At 39.8% G+C, this 19,335-nt stretch carries 16 protein-coding genes; 1 reads left to right on the top strand and 15 read right to left on the bottom strand.

Annotated elements, in window-relative coordinates; all coding sequences use genetic code 11:
• The first annotated feature begins 129 nt into the window (after positions 1-129).
• Entirely contained in the window at positions 130-1,041 is a 912-nt protein-coding gene (locus AC0KSB_RS01420) for a sugar phosphate isomerase/epimerase family protein (RefSeq protein WP_472305986.1), read from the top strand.
• 61 nt (positions 1,042-1,102) lie between these two features.
• Here AC0KSB_RS01420 and AC0KSB_RS01425 read toward each other — a convergent pair whose 3' ends face one another.
• The 15 genes from AC0KSB_RS01425 to AC0KSB_RS01495 form a co-directional block, all read right to left on the bottom strand.
• Complete coding sequence (locus AC0KSB_RS01425; RefSeq protein ID WP_472305988.1) at positions 1,103-1,966, bottom strand: sugar phosphate isomerase/epimerase family protein; 864 nt, start codon at positions 1,964-1,966, stop codon at positions 1,103-1,105.
• Between the two features lie 33 nt (positions 1,967-1,999).
• Complete coding sequence (locus tag AC0KSB_RS01430) at positions 2,000-2,998, bottom strand: ABC transporter permease (protein WP_472305990.1); 999 nt, start codon at positions 2,996-2,998, stop codon at positions 2,000-2,002.
• On the bottom strand, positions 2,985-4,037 hold the full coding sequence (locus AC0KSB_RS01435) for an ABC transporter permease (protein WP_472305992.1): 1,053 nt from the start codon (positions 4,035-4,037) through the stop codon (positions 2,985-2,987). The genes AC0KSB_RS01430 and AC0KSB_RS01435 overlap by 14 nt, the downstream gene beginning before the upstream one ends.
• Positions 4,034-5,536 carry a sugar ABC transporter ATP-binding protein gene (locus AC0KSB_RS01440; protein WP_472305994.1) on the bottom strand — a complete coding sequence of 501 codons (1,503 nt, stop codon included), beginning with the start codon at positions 5,534-5,536 and terminating at the stop codon, positions 4,034-4,036. The genes AC0KSB_RS01435 and AC0KSB_RS01440 overlap by 4 nt, the downstream gene beginning before the upstream one ends.
• Positions 5,537-5,719: 183 nt before the next feature.
• The gene (locus AC0KSB_RS01445) at positions 5,720-6,796 is read right to left on the bottom strand and encodes a substrate-binding domain-containing protein (RefSeq protein ID WP_472305996.1); all 1,077 of its coding nucleotides are present in this window, start codon (positions 6,794-6,796) and stop codon (positions 5,720-5,722) included.
• Between the two features lie 172 nt (positions 6,797-6,968).
• Entirely contained in the window at positions 6,969-8,393 is a 1,425-nt protein-coding gene (locus AC0KSB_RS01450) for a DUF4340 domain-containing protein (protein WP_472305998.1), read from the bottom strand.
• Positions 8,390-9,886 (bottom strand): hypothetical protein, encoded by a 1,497-nt coding sequence (locus AC0KSB_RS01455; protein WP_472306000.1) that lies wholly within the window; start codon positions 9,884-9,886, stop codon positions 8,390-8,392. The genes AC0KSB_RS01450 and AC0KSB_RS01455 overlap by 4 nt, the downstream gene beginning before the upstream one ends.
• Positions 9,855-10,559, bottom strand: a complete 705-nt coding sequence (locus tag AC0KSB_RS01460; RefSeq protein WP_472306002.1) for an ABC transporter permease — start codon at positions 10,557-10,559, stop codon at positions 9,855-9,857. The genes AC0KSB_RS01455 and AC0KSB_RS01460 overlap by 32 nt, the downstream gene beginning before the upstream one ends.
• Complete coding sequence (locus AC0KSB_RS01465; RefSeq protein WP_472306003.1) at positions 10,543-11,529, bottom strand: ABC transporter ATP-binding protein; 987 nt, start codon at positions 11,527-11,529, stop codon at positions 10,543-10,545. The genes AC0KSB_RS01460 and AC0KSB_RS01465 overlap by 17 nt, the downstream gene beginning before the upstream one ends.
• Positions 11,530-11,895: 366 nt before the next feature.
• Complete coding sequence (gene deoC, locus AC0KSB_RS01470; RefSeq protein WP_472306005.1) at positions 11,896-12,636, bottom strand: deoxyribose-phosphate aldolase; 741 nt, start codon at positions 12,634-12,636, stop codon at positions 11,896-11,898.
• A gap of 68 nt (positions 12,637-12,704) precedes the next feature.
• Entirely contained in the window at positions 12,705-13,781 is a 1,077-nt protein-coding gene (locus tag AC0KSB_RS01475; RefSeq protein WP_472306007.1) for a Gfo/Idh/MocA family protein, read from the bottom strand.
• Positions 13,782-13,794: 13 nt separating this feature from the next.
• Entirely contained in the window at positions 13,795-14,508 is a 714-nt protein-coding gene (locus AC0KSB_RS01480; RefSeq protein WP_472306008.1) for a 6-phosphogluconolactonase, read from the bottom strand.
• A 78-nt stretch (positions 14,509-14,586) separates the two neighbouring features.
• A complete protein-coding gene (locus tag AC0KSB_RS01485; RefSeq protein WP_472306010.1) occupies positions 14,587-15,561 on the bottom strand; it encodes a Gfo/Idh/MocA family protein in 975 nt (324 codons plus the stop codon).
• Positions 15,562-15,964: 403 nt separating this feature from the next.
• Positions 15,965-18,610, bottom strand: coding sequence for an FtsX-like permease family protein (locus AC0KSB_RS01490; RefSeq protein ID WP_472306012.1), 2,646 nt, complete (start codon positions 18,608-18,610; stop codon positions 15,965-15,967).
• A gap of 3 nt (positions 18,611-18,613) precedes the next feature.
• Positions 18,614-19,294 carry an ABC transporter ATP-binding protein gene (locus tag AC0KSB_RS01495; protein ID WP_472306014.1) on the bottom strand — a complete coding sequence of 227 codons (681 nt, stop codon included), beginning with the start codon at positions 19,292-19,294 and terminating at the stop codon, positions 18,614-18,616.
• Positions 19,295-19,335: the final 41 nt, after the last annotated feature.

Genomic DNA, 19,335 nt, shown 5'->3' on the forward strand with positions numbered 1-19,335 from the left:
ATCTTTGTGTATTTGTGTTTCTTTTTTGTATATATGCCTATAATTTCTGGTTAAACATTGTAAATGCAAAATTTTCATATTAAACTATATTATAATTATTCTATTAAATACCAATGGGGGAAAAAAGTAATGAAGCTAGGTTTAGTAAGCGCAATATTACCAGATTACTCACTCGAAAGAGTTGTCGAGACGATCTCGCAGATTGGTTATGAGGCGGTAGAAGTCTGCTGCTGGCCAAAGGGAAAAGCCTTAAGGAGATATGCCGGTGTTACGCATATTGATATTGATGAGGCAACAGATGATAAAATCTCACAAATAAAAAATCTGATGAGCAATCATAGCATACAGATATCCTCTCTTGGTTATTACCCTAATCCACTGGATCCGGACAAAGAAAAAAGAGAGGTTTATATAGCGCATCTGTTAAATTTGATTGACACATCACGCAAGTTAGGCGTGAACCGAATCACTACTTTTATCGGAAAAGACAAGAGCCTTTCTATTGAAGACAATCTTACTCTTTTCAAACCTGTCTGGGCACCGATCATTAATTACGCAGAGCAAAACAACGTTGAAATAGGTATCGAAAATTGCCAGATGTATTTTACCAAAGATGAATGGCCAGGTGGAAATAATCTCGCATCTACTCCTGCTATTTGGCGAGAAATGTTCAGAATATTCCCGCAGGAGTGTTTCGGTTTGAACTATGATCCGTCGCATCCTTACTGGATGCAAATGGATTATGTAAAACCAATTTATGAATTTAAGGATCGAATTAAGCACATCCATATTAAAGATGCTCTGGTTTATCAAGATAGACTCGATGATGTTAGCATCTATGGATATCCGCTTGATTTTCATTCTCCAAAAATTCCCGGATTGGGTGGAATTGACTGGGGACGTTTTGTTTCTGCATTACATGATATACGTTATGACGGATTTGCTTGCATTGAAGTTGAGGATAAGGCATTTGAGTCGTGTGAAGCAGATGTGTTGACTGCTATCAAGCAATCCTACAGATATATGCGCAATTACATCTAATACCTTCAGCAGAAGAGATAAAAAAGAGCTGCCAATTGTGTGCAGCTCTTTTTTATATTTTTTATAAAGTCTTAAGTGTATTTTTTAAGAAGCTAACGGCTTTTTTTATGTCTGCAGCAGGGTTAGCTCCACACTCTCTTTCTATTGTCAAAAATCCGTTATATCCTACATCCTTAAGTGCATTCAGGTAAGAAGCGAAGTTCACATTTCCCTCACCGAGTGGCATCTCCTGAAATGCGTCCATCGCATTCAACGCATCAATATCTCCTTCTGCAAAACAAGCATAAACATACTCTGGGTCGCTTGGATTGATCATCACTCCATCCTTGGCATGTGTGTGTACGATATAATCTTTGAGGTTGTAAACGCCTTTTACCGGATCTTCGCCTGTAACCATCACAAGATTCGCCGGGTCATAGTTCACTTTCATCGCCTTGGCGTCAATTCCTTTAAGAAACCTGCTCAGCACTTCCGTCTTTTCTGGACCTGTTTCAATGGCATAACACCCGCCAGCACTCTCTCCGTACTCGGACAAAGTGCTGCATGCTTCCTGCAACACTTTGTATCTTTCATGCATTGGGTCTTCCGGTACAACGCCTATATGGGTAGTGACAATATTTGTATCCAACTCCAGTGCCATATCGAGTATTCTTTTTAAAAGCTCTATTCTTTCCTTGTGCTGTGCTCTTATACTCAAACCGTGTCCGCCGAGTTCTCCGCATAGCGCACTGAAAACCATACCATTATCCTGCATGAAACCTTTCAATTCAATTCTTTTCTGTGTGGTCATTTGACTAGGAGATACATCTCCATAAGAAGCATACATCTGTATGCCGTCTGCTCCGATTTCTTTTGCTTTTTTAATGCCATCAAACAAACCAATTTTAAAAGAATCAACAATTACACCTATTTTAAAGCCTGACACAGTATTTCACTCCTTGTTAATACCTCTTCGGTTTTACTGTCTGACTGCACTTGATCTGTTGTACGCGAAGAGCAGCAGAATCATAATGATACCGTAACTGATATTCTTAATCGGGTCAGGAAGAGCCAAGGCTGTCAGTCCATTACTCAAAACCGTCATCATCAGTGCGCCCGCAATACTTCCGGTGTATGTGCCCACACCACCAGAAAGCGCAGTTCCTCCAACAATAACCGCGATCAGCGATTGGAAGGCATAATTATCAAACACCTGGGCGCTGACAACAGTCATATAAGCCGCACCAAGCATGCCGGCAAATGCACTGAGAATACCCGAGAATACATATGACAAGAAAATTATTTTATTAAACTTAATGCCGCTCAAACCTGCCGCATTTTTGTTATCGCCAACAAGATAGAGCTGTTTACCATATACAGAGCGATTAAGCAGATAAAACATAAGTCCCCATACAACTACTGCATAGAGCACAATAGCCGGCAAAAACCCACCTATTTTATACGAAACCGACCGAATCAAAGCTGGTCCCGCATAGCCAAGCGATTTACCGTCTGCAGCAAAAAGATATTGCGCTTGAGCTATAAGGTTGCTAATGGCCATAGTCACAATCATCGGAGGCAGCCCTATTTTGATACAGGCCATACCATTAATCACCCCGACCACCGCACCTAGTGCAAGCACGATAATGATCACCAAGGGCAAATTGCCGTCCTGCCCCTGCATCATGAATGTTGTGATGACCGCAGCAGATGACATGACAGCACCCACCGTAAAATCAAGACCTCCTCCAATCAACACAAGAGTCTGTCCGGCTGAGGCAAAGCTCAAAAGCATTGTAAGCAATACAATAGATCCGAAGGTGTTCTTGTTGAACGAGTTAGGTCGCAAAACGAATGTTAGAATTAGCAGCAATATAGCTATAATAAACGTCATGGCTGCGGGACTTTGCCTCATGAATTTTTTCACTCTTACAATTGGAGAAATATTTCCCGCTACGCTTGCATTACTGTTTAGCAATTTTCTCACCTCGTTTCAACTGTTTCGACAATCCTTGTCTAAGTGCTTCTCTCTGAGATTTGGCTGTTACCGTCGTCATCAGCAGACCAAGCAGCACAATGGCATCCGATATAAAGTTTTGCCAATATGATGTAATTTGGAAACCTGGCAGTACGCTTTGCAGAAAATTGAAAAAGTAGTACACTGCATTCTGTATCAGCACAAGAAAACCGGCACCATAAACCGCACAGGCCATTGAGCCCCAGCCTCCGAATCCTAGTCCCCCAATGATACAAGCTGCAAGAGATCTAAGCCCATAACTTTCAACCTGAAGCGGATTACCAGCCGCGAGCATCAGTGTTAGCGATATACCAGCAATACCTGTGATAAAACCTTTAAAAAGGAATGCTTTCATGATCGTTTTGCTCGGGTTAATACCTGCTGCAAAAGCATTACGCGGATTCGCACCGACAGCGTAGATATGCTTACCAAATTTCGTACGTTTGACAAACATCCATATCAATAGAACTCCTAAAATAATTAATGCCGCAACTGGCAAAAAGCCAAACAAGACCGCATCATATGCACCGTAGTATTCTTTAGGAACAGAGCCTTGCGGTACATTCATAATCAGCACGTTAATACCCTTGATGACAAAAGTAAGTGCAAACGTGGCTAGTATTGAAGGCACCCTGAGTACCGCTACCAAAAAACCTCCGACTGCAGAAATGGCAAGTGAAACCAATATTCCAAATAACCATGCCAACGGAATTGGCATGCCAAGTTCCTGTGGAAGCATTATGACAACAACATTGACCAAGGCTAACTGTATGCCAATCGAAATATCCAGCGTGCCGGTAATCAGCAGCACGGCTTGTGCCAGCGTTACCAGAATAATCGGTGCGTTTTTAGCAAACAATGTGCCCAAACTTGAGGCACTAAAAAAATTACCGGGGCCTCTGATAATCAAGTTCAGAACAATTGCAAAAACAAACAAGACAAAACCGGTAAATGCTGGTGAACACTTGAATCTCAAAAAAGAGTTTTTCAAACTGTTCATATTGAACTCCTTTCTGATGTCATACCCATCTGTGCTGCGATAATTCGCTCAAGTGTCATATCTTCTTTAGAAAGAACACCACTTATTTCGCCCTCATAGAATACATATATTCTGTCCGATATCTCCATAAGCTCTTCATTCTCACTCGACGATATGATGACTGTCATACCATCTTCCGCTGATTTCCGAAGCATTTCCTGTATCTCGAATCTCGAATGAACATCCACACCTTTTGTCGGATCATCCAAAAGAAGCAGATCCGGAGCCAGTGCGATCCATCTTGAAACAACCAACTTTTGCTGGTTGCCGCCCGAAAGCGATGTCGCGGGATCGTTTAAGTCCCCTACAAGAATGTTGTAGTCAGCAATCGCCTTTTGTGAAAAACCTTTTATTTCCTTCGTTTTGACGTATTTAAATATATTCTGCAAAGCAGCCTTTCCTGCATATATATTTTCTTGGATTGAGCGGTGCTGAAAAATTGATTCCTTGTTTCTGTCACCGGATATAAATCCCATGCCATCTTTGATGCCGTTCGCCGGAGAACTATAATTTGTTTTTCTTTCTTTAAACAAGATTGTTCCGCCTTCAGGTTTTAAAAGTCCAAGAACGGTTCTTATAAATTCCGGTTGTCCTTGTCCTTGAAGTCCGGCGATTCCTATGATCTCACCCTTGTATGCCTGCATGGAAATATTTTTGATTCCCCCCAGGCTTAAATTCTGCACATCAATAACGATCTGCTTTTCTTTATCTTCAGTCACACTTTTTTTGCCATGCTCAATATCAGGTTTTTTCCCAGTCATATAGAAAACAATATCGTCCATAGTTAGCTTAGACGTCTCTTCCTCGATGACAGTTTCGCCGCTTCTCATGATAGTGATACGGTCGCTGAGTTCAAAAACCTCACCCATGCGGTGTGTTACAAAAACGATGGCAAGACCCTGTTCTTTGAGTTCGCGCACCGTCTTAAAAAGCATTTCAATTTCATCATGATGAAGCGACGCAGTCACTTCATCAAGAAGCAAAACTTTTGGCTTTTGCAAGATAGCTTTTGCAACTTCGATCATGCTTTGAGTCGATGTAGGCAGTGTTTGTACATATGCGTTTATATCGCACTCCACACCTAATCGATCAAGGATCTCATTAACCATCCGAACGGATTTGGTTTTGTCCACCAAACCTAGACGCCCCTTCGGCTCGATGCCCAGCACCATGTTATCAATGACCGTCATGGTTGGAACAAGACTCAAATCTTGAAATGCTGTGGCAATACACGCATTATGAGAATCAACGCTTGACTTGATCTCTACCTCTTTGCCGTCAATCTCAATCTTTCCCGCATTGGGATTGACAAGCCCAGCAAGCGTTTTGATCAATGTCGATTTACCAGATCCATTGGATCCAAGCAACGCCATAATCTGACCTTCTTGAACATTCAATCTGGCGTTGCAAAGAGCTTTAACTGTACCGAAATTCTTTGATATTCCGCTCAGAGCAATCAAAATACTTCCCCCCTTCAATACATAAGTTTATAAAACCGCATTGTCACTCTTATAAAATATCAAATGCGGTTTTATATGCCTATGAATATATTTCTATTGTATTAATCACCGAACTTATTTAATTGTGGGTTTGAGGGCCGGTGAAATACCGACCCCTAAACCGCCACATGGAACACAATCGTTTTATTTGAAGAACTCGTTCTTAACCTCATCAATAGTAAGCCAGTAAGTCACTGCATCTGAAGGAGCCAAGCCTTCGATCATGCTTCTATGTTCTTCCTGTGTTTCATATGTGAAAGATAATCTGGAAGGAATGCGCACCATTTTAAATCCATCATATTGGGTAATTACTTCTGGTTTGATAACTTCACCCATCATTTCGTTAAGTCCAAAGTTAAGTGCGATTGCACCGACTCCAGGAGGATTGCTCATAAATAAGTAAGACATAACTTCTTCGTCCTTATTGATTTCAAGCATCTTTTGACCGTACTGTGCCACGTCACCAAATGCAATAGCCTTTGGCAGGTCAGCTCCCGTTACTTCATAAGCAGTCAGAACGGATTCAGCAAGCTGAGAAGTCAGAATTCCGTCGAACTCAATACCTGAATTGATAATCTCAGTCATTACAGTTACCGCAGTCGTTGCATCCCACTGGTGATTGTATTTGCCAACCACTTCGAGTCCCTGTTCTTGGATTGCATCGTTAAAGCCATCTTCTCTCCAATCGTTAGCAATGTTTCCTTCGATCGCGTTGATAAGAATAACTTTTGCACCTTCTCCAAGTGTTTCACCCATGAATGTAGCCGATTCGTAGCCAAACTCATATTGATCTGCACCAACGTTGAGGGTTTTTTCAGAGAAATACGGGATGTCTGCAAATATAACCTTAATGCCTGCCTCAACAGCTTTGTCAATCAAAGGGTCTATACCTGTCGAGCTGACAGGGTTAACCAGAAGGATATCATAACCTTCATTAATGCTGTTCTCAATCAGCTGTTGCTCTGCAGCTGGATCCCATTCTGCAACAAACGATGCATAAGAGATGTCAAACCCATAGTTTTTTGCATCTGCAATTGCTTCCTGAATATCCGCCTCGTAACGGATACGGTAAGGGTTGCCGGAAACGACCGCGTTATGAGATGCAAGTTTTAGTTTCTGCATTTCACCACTTCCATCGGTTTCGCTACTTTCTTCAGACTGAGGTTTGTCTTCAGAAACTTTTGTCGTAGTTTCGTCAGGTTGGCTTGTCTGGCACGCCACAAAAACAACCATCATGCACAGCACAAGCAGAATTGCCAAAATTTTCTTCATAGTAATCTCTCCTTATCATTCTAATATAGTCGATGTAAAGGCATCGGCTATAAAATATTCAGTGCGAATCAACCGTCTTGAATAATTCAATTTATACGGCAGACCAGCACAGCTTCCACTTTTACCACTCTAATTCAAACTCTTCATCCGTATATAGCACATCCAGTGCCTGAGCGACTTTGGTATAAAATTGATCTTTGATCGTAAACTCGGTAACTCCGTTTGTTTCAGCATAATGCCTTCTTGCTTCCGCCTGGTACAATACCAGCACATCATCTCCCTTGCGTGCCTCCCTGTAGCGATATGTTATACGCATAAGAGGCTCGCCGACTGTTATCGCCTGCTCTCGCATCGCATTGTCATGTGCGGCACTGATCACAAGTTTGTACAATCTACGGAAGCGGTCTAGATTAAACTCCTCGCCGTTGCAGTTGACCGCAAGATCCGAGTTTGTGCTGCCTTTCACCTCAAAAAGATACGTTTGATCTCCTAATGTGATTTCAAGCTCATCGAGATCAAGCAGCAGCGGTGAAAAAAACCATCTGACAGGAAATTTTTCGAGTTCTGCTGCATAGAAGTACGGCTGCGCGACCTTATATATCACCCCCCTGTTATTACATTCGGCATAGAACGTGCCATTTTTGTTCAGCAGTGAAACGGTATATTCGAACGGTTCTGAATCCCGCGTCTGCCTAAAATCAAACCGCACACTCATATCCGGCTTGTCAAAACCAAATTCTTTCATTTCCTGTTCGGACAAGTTATAACCAACAATATCTTCAGCCCTCATTCCGACAAGAGAATCAAACAATTCTGTGGCATACCTTTGATCTACGCCATAATTTCTCCCACTTATATTGATTAAATGTGTGGCTGAGCCAAAAGACATAGCTTCCAGCATGGTTTTATCATTCTCCTGCGTAACTGGTATCAGATTCACAGGTGCCTCAAGCAAGCCTCCCTCAAACTCTGCCGCTAGCACATGACCCAACGATGATTGACTCTGTGACGAGATCGGCGGAGTTACATAATGGCTGATGTAATATTTTTTGGGCTGAAGAAAAGCTTGTATTCTTTTCTCTTCGAATAGGTATACGCCATCCTGTCCCTCAATTCGGCAATAGTAACCTTTGCTGATCGGTTCCGGATTGCCGATTACTATTTTGATACTTTCTCCATCCATGTATTCAATAGCAACAGTCGATACATCACCGTCCAGCCCATACTGCGAAAGATCTTTCGGATCACTAATCGAATTAACCGCATAAACAGCTCCACTTATGTTCATCATATCCACAAATTTGTTCATATCTACTAAATCTATCGGTATATCATCCGCAACATATCCGCCGTCCATATAGTCAATCAGCATATCACCGAATTGATTGGATATTTTTACAATACGCACATCAGTAGGCGAAGAGTTACGGAACACAATATTACCGTTATCTTGTTTTATTTCTATTGCATCAAGCACAATAACCGCTGCACCGAGTATGAGCACGATGCAGAAAACCGTGATTACCAGTCTGATTTGTCTGCTCACTTGTGCCTCCTCGTCACGTATACCACAATCCCCACTGCGAGTATAAAAACCGGTATAATCACAGAAAGGATAAGGCCTATTGTGTTTTTCTGTGCGGTATTCACCGTTAATCTATTGCCTGCTAGCGACTTTGGCAAGATTGTCACGCTCTCCTGTTTACCAAATGTATGATTAAGCATCTTTACAATGTACTCGCTGTTTGCAAGCGATGTATTTTGTATACTGAAAGCATCCAGCATTTCTGTTGATGCCGATACTAGTATGCTTGATTCCTTCGTCTGGGTTCCGTCGGTACTCATTATTCGCCTTGATGCCATAATCATCGCAGACATGGGCTCCCCCTGGGTTGCCTGACTCGGAGAAAAATCCACTACATCTGATGGTTTGACTCTCGCAGTTTCTGCAAACATCAAAAGATTTGATGTGTACTGCCTATCTCTGACTTCAAACAACGTTTCAAGCGGACGCGAAAGAGGCATCAGCATTGGTGCGGAAGCGTCAAGCAGCAGTGCACTGTATGTCTCGTCTACAAAATCAGCAACAGGATAAAACGGCTGGCTTTGAAAGGTTCTCTCTTCTTTTGTCTCAAAAACCGCACCGTCACCGATAGCAACCCCCCACTCTCTTAAATAGGCTTCCATAATCGGCAAAACCTCCTGTGTCACGTCCGCAGTATAAACTAGCATCTTGCCATACTCTCCGCCATTGTATAAGAACTCATCAATCTGATTTATCGCAAATTCAGATAAATCCTTCTGCGGCGACATCAGTATTGCGACATCATAGTTATTATTGAGAGGCTCCATTGCGATATTAACTTCACTGACAACAAACCCACTTTCGCTAAGTAATGCGGTAAATTCGCTTTTAACCGCAGTACTGTTGCCTTTGAGAATAGCAACATTGATTTTGACATCGCTGATAACACTCAATATCGCCGACGTTATTTCCTCCTCTGCACGCGAGGAAGCAATAACCACGCTTCCCGTCTCGTTTCTTTCATAGTTGAACAGTTTGGACAACTTGATCTGTTCCGTGTTGTCTCCACAAGTTACCAGTATATTGCCCTGTTCAAGCGCAAGATCGGGATAACGTGATATGAATGTGGGATCACGCATAAAGTCTACATATTCAAGGCTCACCATAGATGAATTTGCTGGATATTCTTTGATCATCCTGTTCGCTTGAACAAGGTATGAATCTCCGGTAAAACTAGATTCTTCGGCAAGCACATGTATACTTACCTCTTTATCCAGCATTTGTAACACCGTAGCCGTTTCGGTTCCTATCTTATACGCTGTATTCCCGGTCAGATCCCCAATAAGTGAAAAACGATTTTCCAGCTTAATCGCAACGATGTTAAGGAGAAACACCGCAATAATCATCAAACATATAAGAACAGCAAACAAAATCTTCATGCTGTTTATTCTAATTTCTTTTTTGTCTGCAGTTTGTTTCATTCTAACTCCACCTTTTTCTGTCCAAAACAGCAATGGTCAGACATAGAAAAAATGCTGTAAAGCTTATAAAGAATATGGCACCTGAAAACTCAAATATTCCAAGCGTAAACGGAGTGTATCTTTTTTTGATGGATATGCTGTAAAATAACGTTTTCAAAAAATCACTTTTTACAATATACACGAAAGCATCCGACAGCATTAAAAACAAGCTGATCATAAATCCGATCACGGCGGCAACGACCTGACTTTCGGTCAAAGATGATACAAACAGGCAAATAGCTATCAGCGTCGTACCAAGTAGTAGCACCCCCGCAAAGTTGCCCAGCACCTGCGACCAGACCACCGTTCCATAGAATGACAAGACCACCGCTTCGATCAACATTGATGAAATTGCTATAACGTATATGATCACGGCCGCCAGATACTTGCCAAGTACAATACCTACTTTTGTTATTGGAAGAGTGAATAGCTGCTGATCAATTTTCAAACGTTTATCCTCACTGAGCAATCTCATCGCGAGCACCGGAACCAAAAACATAATTACCGGAAACATCAGCGAAAATAGCATTCCCATATCTGTAGTACTTAGTGAAAGATTATAAGAATAAAAGTAGTAGCCAGAGAATAGAAATACCGCGCCGATAAACACGTATCCAAGAGGAGAGTGAAAGTATGCACGCAATTCACGTTTAAGTATTGATCGCATCTGTAATCTCCTCACCGGTCAGTGTACCGTCGTTTATGCCACTGATTTCAATATGTTTAAGAAAATAATCTTCCAGTGTAAATTCTCCGCTGTTGATAGACAGCACAGGCAGATTTGCCCTTGCAAGCACCTGAAAAACCTGCCGTCTAATATCGCAGTCTTCTCCTCCTTCGATGATGTATTCAAAAACGCCCTGCTCTTTCTGTTCTAATAGCGTGATGCTTTTAAATACCGATTCTGCATCGAGTACCCTTTTCACTTTTTGTGGATCGCCTTCAATTAATGAAATAACTTTGTTCGGCTTGCTCATCGATTTCCTAAGGTTATTCGGCGTATCGTTCGCAATAATTCTACCATTGTGCAGCAGTACAACTCTTGAACAGACAAGCTGCACTTCGCTTAATATGTGAGATGATATAACCACTGTTCTTTTTTCACCCACATTTTTTATGAGCTCTCTGATTTCTACAATCTGAGATGGATCAAGCCCAACTGTGGGCTCATCAAGTATTATGACTTCCGGATTACCAAGAAGTGCCTGTACAAATCCGACACGCTGACGATATCCCTTTGACAAGTTCTTGATCATTCTGCTTCTTATGTGAGATATACCAACACGTTCACAAATGTCGTTTATATGCTGTTTTCTGCCTTGTCTGACTTTTTTAATATCGCAAATGAAATTTAAATACTCCTCTACCTTCATATCATTGTAGAAGAAAAACTGCTCAGGAAGATACCCCAACTTTTTCTTAGCTTTGATCGGCTCTTTGGCGACATCATATCCGCCTAACCTCACACATCCACTGTCAGGCTGAATATAACCAGTCATAATATTCATCGCGGTTGACTTGCCTGCACCATTTAGACCTAAAAGACCGACTACTTCACCGGCCTTTATATCCAAAGACATATCAACAAGAGCCTGTTTAGCACCATATTTTTTTGATATGTTTGTAACTTCGATCAAAGTTATTCCTCCGTGTCACCAAGCAATTAAATCCAATTGCAATTAAAGGAAGACCATCACAGTCAAAAATTCTTTGTTTAATTTTTCAACAATTTTCAAGTTAGGCTTACTCTTGTATAAAAACGCTCTTTATATTACCTCATATCAAGTCTGTATAAGTTTCAGATCCTGTCCTAACATTTATAAAATAAATGCTACCATCTTCCTTTTTCTGTGTTTTGCGTGTATTGATTATAACCTAAAGCAAAATGAAATTATTATATTTCCAACTCAAAAAGTTGTATTATTCAACTTTTTGATCGTTTAATTCTATACGCTATTCTGGTTATTCCGTCCGATCTGACAGGCAATCTCATGACATACACCTTAATACTTCACACCTAGATCGTTTAACGTATCAGGCAAAATCAAAGAACCATCCTGCTCACGTTTTCTGGCTTCTTCGACGATGGCCACTGTCGCTGTCGCACCGAACCTCGTTGCACCAATTTTCCTTACAGTTAGAGCATCATCCAACGTTCTGACCCCTCCGGCAGCTTTTATCTGCACATGTGGTGATGTATTATTTCTCATCAAAATAAGATCTTTTACTGTTGCACCTCCACCCGCATAGCCGCTGGAAGTCTTCACCCAATCCGCACCTGCTCTTTCACAGATCTTGCACGCTACGATCTTTTCTTCATCTGTCAAATAGAAGTTTTCAAAAATCACTTTAACAAGAACATCATATTGTTTCGCAATATCACAGACTGCTTTTACATCTGCTTCAACAAGCTCCAAATCACCCGATTTTAGCCGATCGATATTTAAAACCATATCTATTTCCTCGCAACCCTGCTGAATCGCCAGCTTGGCTTCGAGAACCTTTACTTCGGTTAGATTAGAACCATGCGGAAACCCGACAACCGATGTCACCTTAACGGGCGAGTCTCTAAGCACTTCCTCTGCTATCAAAACATCACAAGGTTTAACACAAACCGTTGCACATTGATATTCGTGCGCAACTTTGCACTGCTCAGCAACGGTTTGCCTTGTCATATCCGGTCTCAGTAATGAGTGATCGATCATTTGCGCAATATCAAATGCGGTTACTTTTTCTTTATCCATGCTTTTATATTCTCCTCTTTACTTTTAAGATGCTTCTTATGCCAAAACGAATTAATACACAATAAGAATTATTCGATCCACAGATCAATCGGTTTGGATACCTTTGGATTAAACGGCAACTCCACTTTTTCCCCGGTCTTTGCGGACTCATAAGCGGCATAGATCATCTCCAGCACCGCTTTTCCGTCCTCACCCGTCACTTTTGGTTCAAGGTCGTTGCGAACGCAATCAATAAAATGCGCAAGTTCCTGAGGATAGCCTTGATTAAACGCCTCTTCATATACTGTAAACGTCCAGCCCTTTGAAGAACCCGCTTTTTCCATTGCATAATCGTAGCCTTCTGAGCTGTAAGTCAGCGCACTGTTACCCCTGAAGAGATCCGCGTATGAAACACCTTTATCTCCATAGACCTCTATGCGGTCGTCCATACCACCGTGCTTAGCCCAACTGTCTTCAGCCAGACCTAGCACGCCGTTTTCAAATTCTACCATGGTGACCGTATTATCATCACAATCAGTATCGTGCATAACCGTAGCCATTGACGCATATACGCTCTTAACCTTCGGATTTCCACCTAGAATCCACCGGAACCAAGCAAGTGCATGACAGCCCATATCCATCATAACACCACCACCGGCCAGTTCTTTGTCATAAAACCAGCTACTATGCGGTCCTGAATGCTTTTCTGCCTGTTTGATCATATATAGCTTGCCTACAGCACCGCTCTCAACAAGCCTCCTTACCCGCTCATATTTGGGGGCAAAGCAAAGCTCTTCTGCATACATAAGTTTTTTGCCTGCTTTTTTGCATTCCGCAATCATCTCATCCGCCTGTTCAAGCGTAAGTGCAATCGGCTTTTCGATAATCACATGCTTGCCTGCTTTAGCACTCTTGATGCAGGCTTCGTGATGTGCATAATTCGGTATGCATATGTCTACCACTTCACAGTCACTGTTTTTCAACAACTCGTCGATATCATCATAGTACTCATCAATACCGTGTGTCTCGGCAAAAGCCTTTGCTTTTTCTTTGTTTCTACCATAAACTGCGACAATTTTTGCGTCAGGCACAAAGCGATGATACGACTCCATATGAATATTGGCAATAAAACCGCAACCAAAAATCGCTACCTTTGTTCTTTCCATAAGCCCCTCCTTTTTATAACAGACTAGCTGCTTGTTTATCGACGACAAATTCAACATTATCCATGTTTTTGATCAGAGACGATGGCACTGCGTTTGTTTCCACTTCTGAGATTTTTTTTAAGATTTTGCTTTTTCTTTGGCCTGTTATTAATACCTGTACAGTTTTTGTTTCCACTATGTTTCTAATCCCAAGAGTAACGCCTTCTGATAATTCCGGCTTATCTTTAAAATATTTAACCGCTACATCTTGAGTAACGCGATCAAGCTGTACTACATGTGCCCCTTTATTCATATCTGTCCCTGGTTCATTAAGGCCTAGATGACCGTTCATGCCAACACCGAGCAACATGTAGTCGATACCACCGTTTTCACATATAAATGCTTCAATTTTCGCACATTCCTCCTGCAAGTTATCCGCCTTGCCGTCAAAAAGTCGAATATTGGTTTCACTTAACTGGATGTGATCAAAAAGATTGGTTCTTAAGAAATTTTCACAACTTCCATCATCTCTACCAGAAAGACCCACCCATTCATCAAGGCCAACGACCTTGACGTGGGAAAAGTCCATATTTCCTTCACGCTCACGGCGAATCAGCTGATCAAATAATTCAAGCGAAGTATGACCTGCTGCAAGGCAAATCAACGCAGATGTATTTTGAGATATAATATTCGAAATGCAACTTGCACAATAAGATGCGGCCTGCGTTTCAGTTTCAAATATTTTCATATTTAACTCCTTAGCAAATTAGCACTATTGTTCATTTAGGAATCTATCATTTTTTCATTCTACATAGTTAGGTTAGTATCAATTTGTTCCGTTGATATCCTCGAGTATTTTGATTACGCTCATCACTTCCTCCTGCAAAATGATTTCCGACGGACTGTTATTTTCGACACATCTCAGGAAGTGCAGCAACTCATTATAATAAGCGTCAGTAGCTGGCACGTTAATTCCGGTTTCAATTTCCACTTTTTCAGTAGCGTTTAACTGTACGGGCTCGAAATCAAACGAATATGCCATCATTATGCGACCATCATATTCCACAACAGCGTTCTCAAAATACACCCTGTAACCAGCCTTAAACGGAATATCTGCATTGTACCAAGACGCCTGTGCTACGACAGTTTTGTCACTATATGTGTATGTGAACCGATATTGTTCTTGATATTCCTTGCTTTTGTTTCCTGATGTTGTGAATGCATATTTTTCTGGTTCGCCAAAAACCGATATAATAAAATCAAGATCGTGAATATGAAGATCGAAAGGAATATGTCCACTTTTATCTTTATCGAAAAGCCACCCGCCTTTGACCCATTTAGGACAAGCAGAAAGCCTTATAAAATCAGCGTCCAGAACCTTGCCGTATCTTTCATCGCGTATTATGTCACGCAGCAATACGTATTCATTCCAAAATCTTATAACATGAGCTACGTATATATTAACTTTTTTCTCTTTGGCTAAATCAAACAGCTCTTTTGTTTGCTTAAAGCTTAAACAGAGTGGCTTTTCAGCAATTACGTTAACCCCTCGAGAAATCACTTTTTTGATATGATCATAATGCATATAAGTAGGAGTGCAAACACAAACGGCATCCAAATTGTTTTCTAACATCATTTGATCTATATCTGTAAAAAGAGCCGCCCCAATCTCTTTAGCTTTTTGCTGTGCCTGTAGCGAAATATCACAAAGCGCGGTAATCTTTGCAAAATCAATCCGCCCGATGTTATTGATATGCACATTTCCCATACCACCAATTCCGATAACACCGATATTAAGCATGGCTCCTCCTGTTATTTATTTTTAATCTAATTTCTACGATGAATATTTCAGACTGCCTATAAAATGCACTCATCGTCACCAATCAGTTGACCGATTATACACCCGTGCTACCTTGATATGTAAAGTTAATCTTAATCATGATTAAGTATATCTTATCACACTTCTACAAGACAATAAATTGACCCTAAAAAAGTCGAAATATACAATTTGTTAATAAGATTGTATTCCACTTAAGCAATAGTCAAAAATACTACAAATCCTCAAATCTGTGTCTGCTGTAATCGAAACTTCCCTAATAAAGCTCTCAAATTACCTGTGCAGGAATACTAAATTAGTTCGCAAGAAAATATTTCTTATACCAAGCAGAAACATAAACTCTTGATTCATCTGCGCATTCAAAAAATCAGTTGATATCATTTAAAACATCATCTTTGTTTTTTAAGAGATTAGCAAAGCTTGGAACTAGAGATATAGCCGTAATAACGGCAATCCCTATAAATACATACAGAAAATATTTTAGAGAGAAATAGTAATTAATTTGAGTGAGTGTTTCACCATAAGAATATGAACCAAAACTCCAAAACAAAAGCAAAGAGACAAGAATACCTATCGAACAACCAATCAAAACAACGCAGCTAATCTGTATCAGCCAAAAATTGATAAGCCTCCAAATACTCAAACCATTTATCCTCAATAGAGCATCGTTTTTTTTGTTGAGATGTGTTTTAGCAAGCAACTGGCTTGTCATGATAATAAGAGTTGCTATAGCAAGAACGATTATAAAACTTAAAACATAAATGTCTACCATAAGTTTATATATTTTATATGTCCGTACTTCTTTTTGAAAATCATTCATAATCATATTGGGAACCTGATTAGACAAATTGCTAATCGCCTGACTAATTTCTTCCGTCGTATATCCTGGGTTTGAATAAACACTGATGTTACTATACTTTGCCTCAAGATCATAAATTTCAAGAGCGCTATCCACAGTTAAAATCGAAAAAGCTTTGCCAAATGAACCAGACGAACTGAAAGTACCATCTACTTCTCGGATTATAGCACCTACCTTTACGGTGACATCCTTTCTGTAAAATAAATCAGCTTGGCTCTTGACCACAGCACCATCGATATCCTGATCACTCAATATGCCTGACAAATGTATTTCATCACCCACATGAAATGTATTGCTATTATAAACATCGTCCTGTCCAAAAGGCTCATAAATTTTCATAACCGTTTGATCATCAAGAGATTTAATTCTATAAGCTGGCACTCGCAATACGATTTCTTCTCCTGAGGCAATTTTTTCAAGATCAATCTCTCCCTCTACTACAGATCTTTCTAAACTTTTAAGTATCTCATCTGGATATGTCAGTATCTCAGCCCCAACCAAAATTTCTTTCATTGAATAGCCAAATTTCTCTCGAACAAAATCCATATCAGTAATTCCTGTTTGAATAATTTCTGAGTAATTTTTATCTAGAGCAAAATCTTGTGCATCTATGTAATCATCTATTTGCTCTTCTGTTAAAAGAACGTTCAATTTATTAATTTCTTTATATGCCTTGACCTGCTCCACTTGTGGCAACAAAATTAACTGGTCTACAAAATCAGAATCAGCCCCCATTTTTTCGTAAGTATCTGTAAAATAGAAAGGCATGTCACTACCATCTAACGGTATCAAAGGCAAAGTTTTTGCCGAGAACAAAAAATCATAATCTTTTGACAACATTCCTGTTGGTTGTTCATAAATATCAGAACAAAAATACCTACTATAAAATATTCCTAGGGAAAACATAGAAAACGATATTACAACCAGAATAAAAAAAGCAAGCAAACTGTATCTATTTTGTCTGATTACAAATCGGAACAAACTGTTTTTTTGATTTTTTTGCTTACATCTGTCAATGCAGTCTGCATTTTCCTCAAGAGAGGTTTTAACAACCAAACGACTGTAAAAGAATATCAATAAGGTCATGCCTATAATTACCGATAAAAATAAAATAACTATTATATTCCAGTTTATATACAAGGAAATTGTATTTTCAAAATGTACTGGCAATGCATTTATTAAAATCAGTGATATCAAACACCCAAAAGCAATACCTAGTATTGACCCGATCAAACCCAGAAAGATCAACTCAAATCGAATTACAAAAATGATATCTATTTTGCATAATCCTAAATTATGATAGCTACAAATGCGGTTGGATAGACGGTTTCTATTCAGAATAAAAATCATAAACACGCAAACCAGCAAGGCTATTATCATTAGGATTGCAAATTCATTAGGGACTTTAAAACTACTGCTGTTTTCTAATGAATTATTTGTATTTCTTAGCAGGTTATGATCATTTTCTGTCGGACTTGAAACCCCTAACTGCCTAACAATCAAAATTTGTCTAGAAATCTGGGAAGTTAAATTATAGACACGATTCGCTTCTTGTTCGGTTATAAGTGCATTAAGCGAGCCTATATTTTTATCTTTTTGTTCTTCACTTTGTGGCCATAAATGCCCAAAATCCAATAGAATTCCAGATATCGTGTACTCGGAATCTGCAATTTCAATCTTATCACCAAGTCCTGTCCGACCTAAAGCATCAACAATACTTTCTGTCAGCGCTATTTCATTAGAATTTTCAGGATAATATCCTTCAAGTAATATTACATCAGCAAGTTCCAAAGCAACTTCATCAGCAAATCCAAGTCGCAAAGTTTTCGCCTCATCTATTTTTTGTTGATAAACGATAGAAAATACACCAAAAGAGTCATAATTAAATCCTGGAAGCAATTTAGAAAAATCACTGTCTGAAAAACTTAGATCCATATTGTCTAATTCTGTATTATCATAATAAATATCTGTAAAAATACCAAATACTCTTTTATGTGAAACCTCGACTTGATTCATAACTGATTGTGTAATGTTAAATTGGATGGTAGGAATCAGCAGCAGAAGGAAAACACAAATAACAAATAATATATTCCCGCGATTTTTTGATAAAAGACTCTTAAAAGCTATCCTTATTAAATTTAGAATTCTTTTCATATATCAACCATCACTTTTCTGTTGCAAAGTGCCATCGCTCATAATATATGTATTGTTAGCAATTTTTAACCATTCAACATCATGTGTAACAATGACATAAGTTTGATTCATATGTCGATTTGAAGACTCAACAAAACTCATGACATTTTTAGCAGACTCCGAATCAAGATTGCCCGTTGGTTCATCTGCCATGATAAGTGAAGGTTTCATAATCAAGGCTCTCGCAATCGCCGTACGTTGGCGTTCTCCACCAGAGAGCTGATCAGGATAAAATTTTAAACGATTTTTAATACCAAGCATGTCAATTATCTCTTCTTCTGTTTGATATTCATATGGCATATTATTAATATCAAAAGGCAGTCGAATATTATTGATAACTGACAGTTCATTGATCAGGTTATATTCTTGAAAGACGAACCCTATTTTCCTGCTACGCAAGCGTGCTCTTTTAGATTCACTTAAAGAATAGATTGAATCACCTTCGACAAACACTTGCCCATCATCTGGTTTCATCAAACCTCCAAGTACTTTGAGCAAAGTACTTTTCCCGGATCCACTGCGTCCTATAATGACATTAATAGTTCCGCACGATATGTTAAGACTAGCAGGTTTCAACGCTTCTACCTTGACGTTACCCGAGCAGAAATTCTTGTTGATATTTGAAGCTTGCAATACAGTACCCATATAATCTCTCCCGTTTATTATTTTGAAAAAGCAGGAAGGTT

It is taken from the genome of Ercella succinigenes, from assembly GCF_900002895.1.

Coding starts and splice junctions, on each gene's coding strand:
- AC0KSB_RS01485 (WP_472306010.1), bottom strand. CDS start 15,561: ATGCTTAATATCGGTGTTATCGGAATTGGTGGTATGGGAAATGTGCAT.
- AC0KSB_RS01420 (WP_472305986.1), top strand. CDS start 130: ATGAAGCTAGGTTTAGTAAGCGCAATATTACCAGATTACTCACTCGAA.
- AC0KSB_RS01480 (WP_472306008.1), bottom strand. CDS start 14,508: ATGAAAATATTTGAAACTGAAACGCAGGCCGCATCTTATTGTGCAAGT.
- AC0KSB_RS01495 (WP_472306014.1), bottom strand. CDS start 19,294: ATGGGTACTGTATTGCAAGCTTCAAATATCAACAAGAATTTCTGCTCG.
- deoC (WP_472306005.1), bottom strand. CDS start 12,636: ATGGATAAAGAAAAAGTAACCGCATTTGATATTGCGCAAATGATCGAT.
- AC0KSB_RS01490 (WP_472306012.1), bottom strand. CDS start 18,610: ATGAAAAGAATTCTAAATTTAATAAGGATAGCTTTTAAGAGTCTTTTA.
- AC0KSB_RS01460 (WP_472306002.1), bottom strand. CDS start 10,559: ATGCGATCAATACTTAAACGTGAATTGCGTGCATACTTTCACTCTCCT.
- AC0KSB_RS01435 (WP_472305992.1), bottom strand. CDS start 4,037: ATGAACAGTTTGAAAAACTCTTTTTTGAGATTCAAGTGTTCACCAGCA.
- AC0KSB_RS01475 (WP_472306007.1), bottom strand. CDS start 13,781: ATGGAAAGAACAAAGGTAGCGATTTTTGGTTGCGGTTTTATTGCCAAT.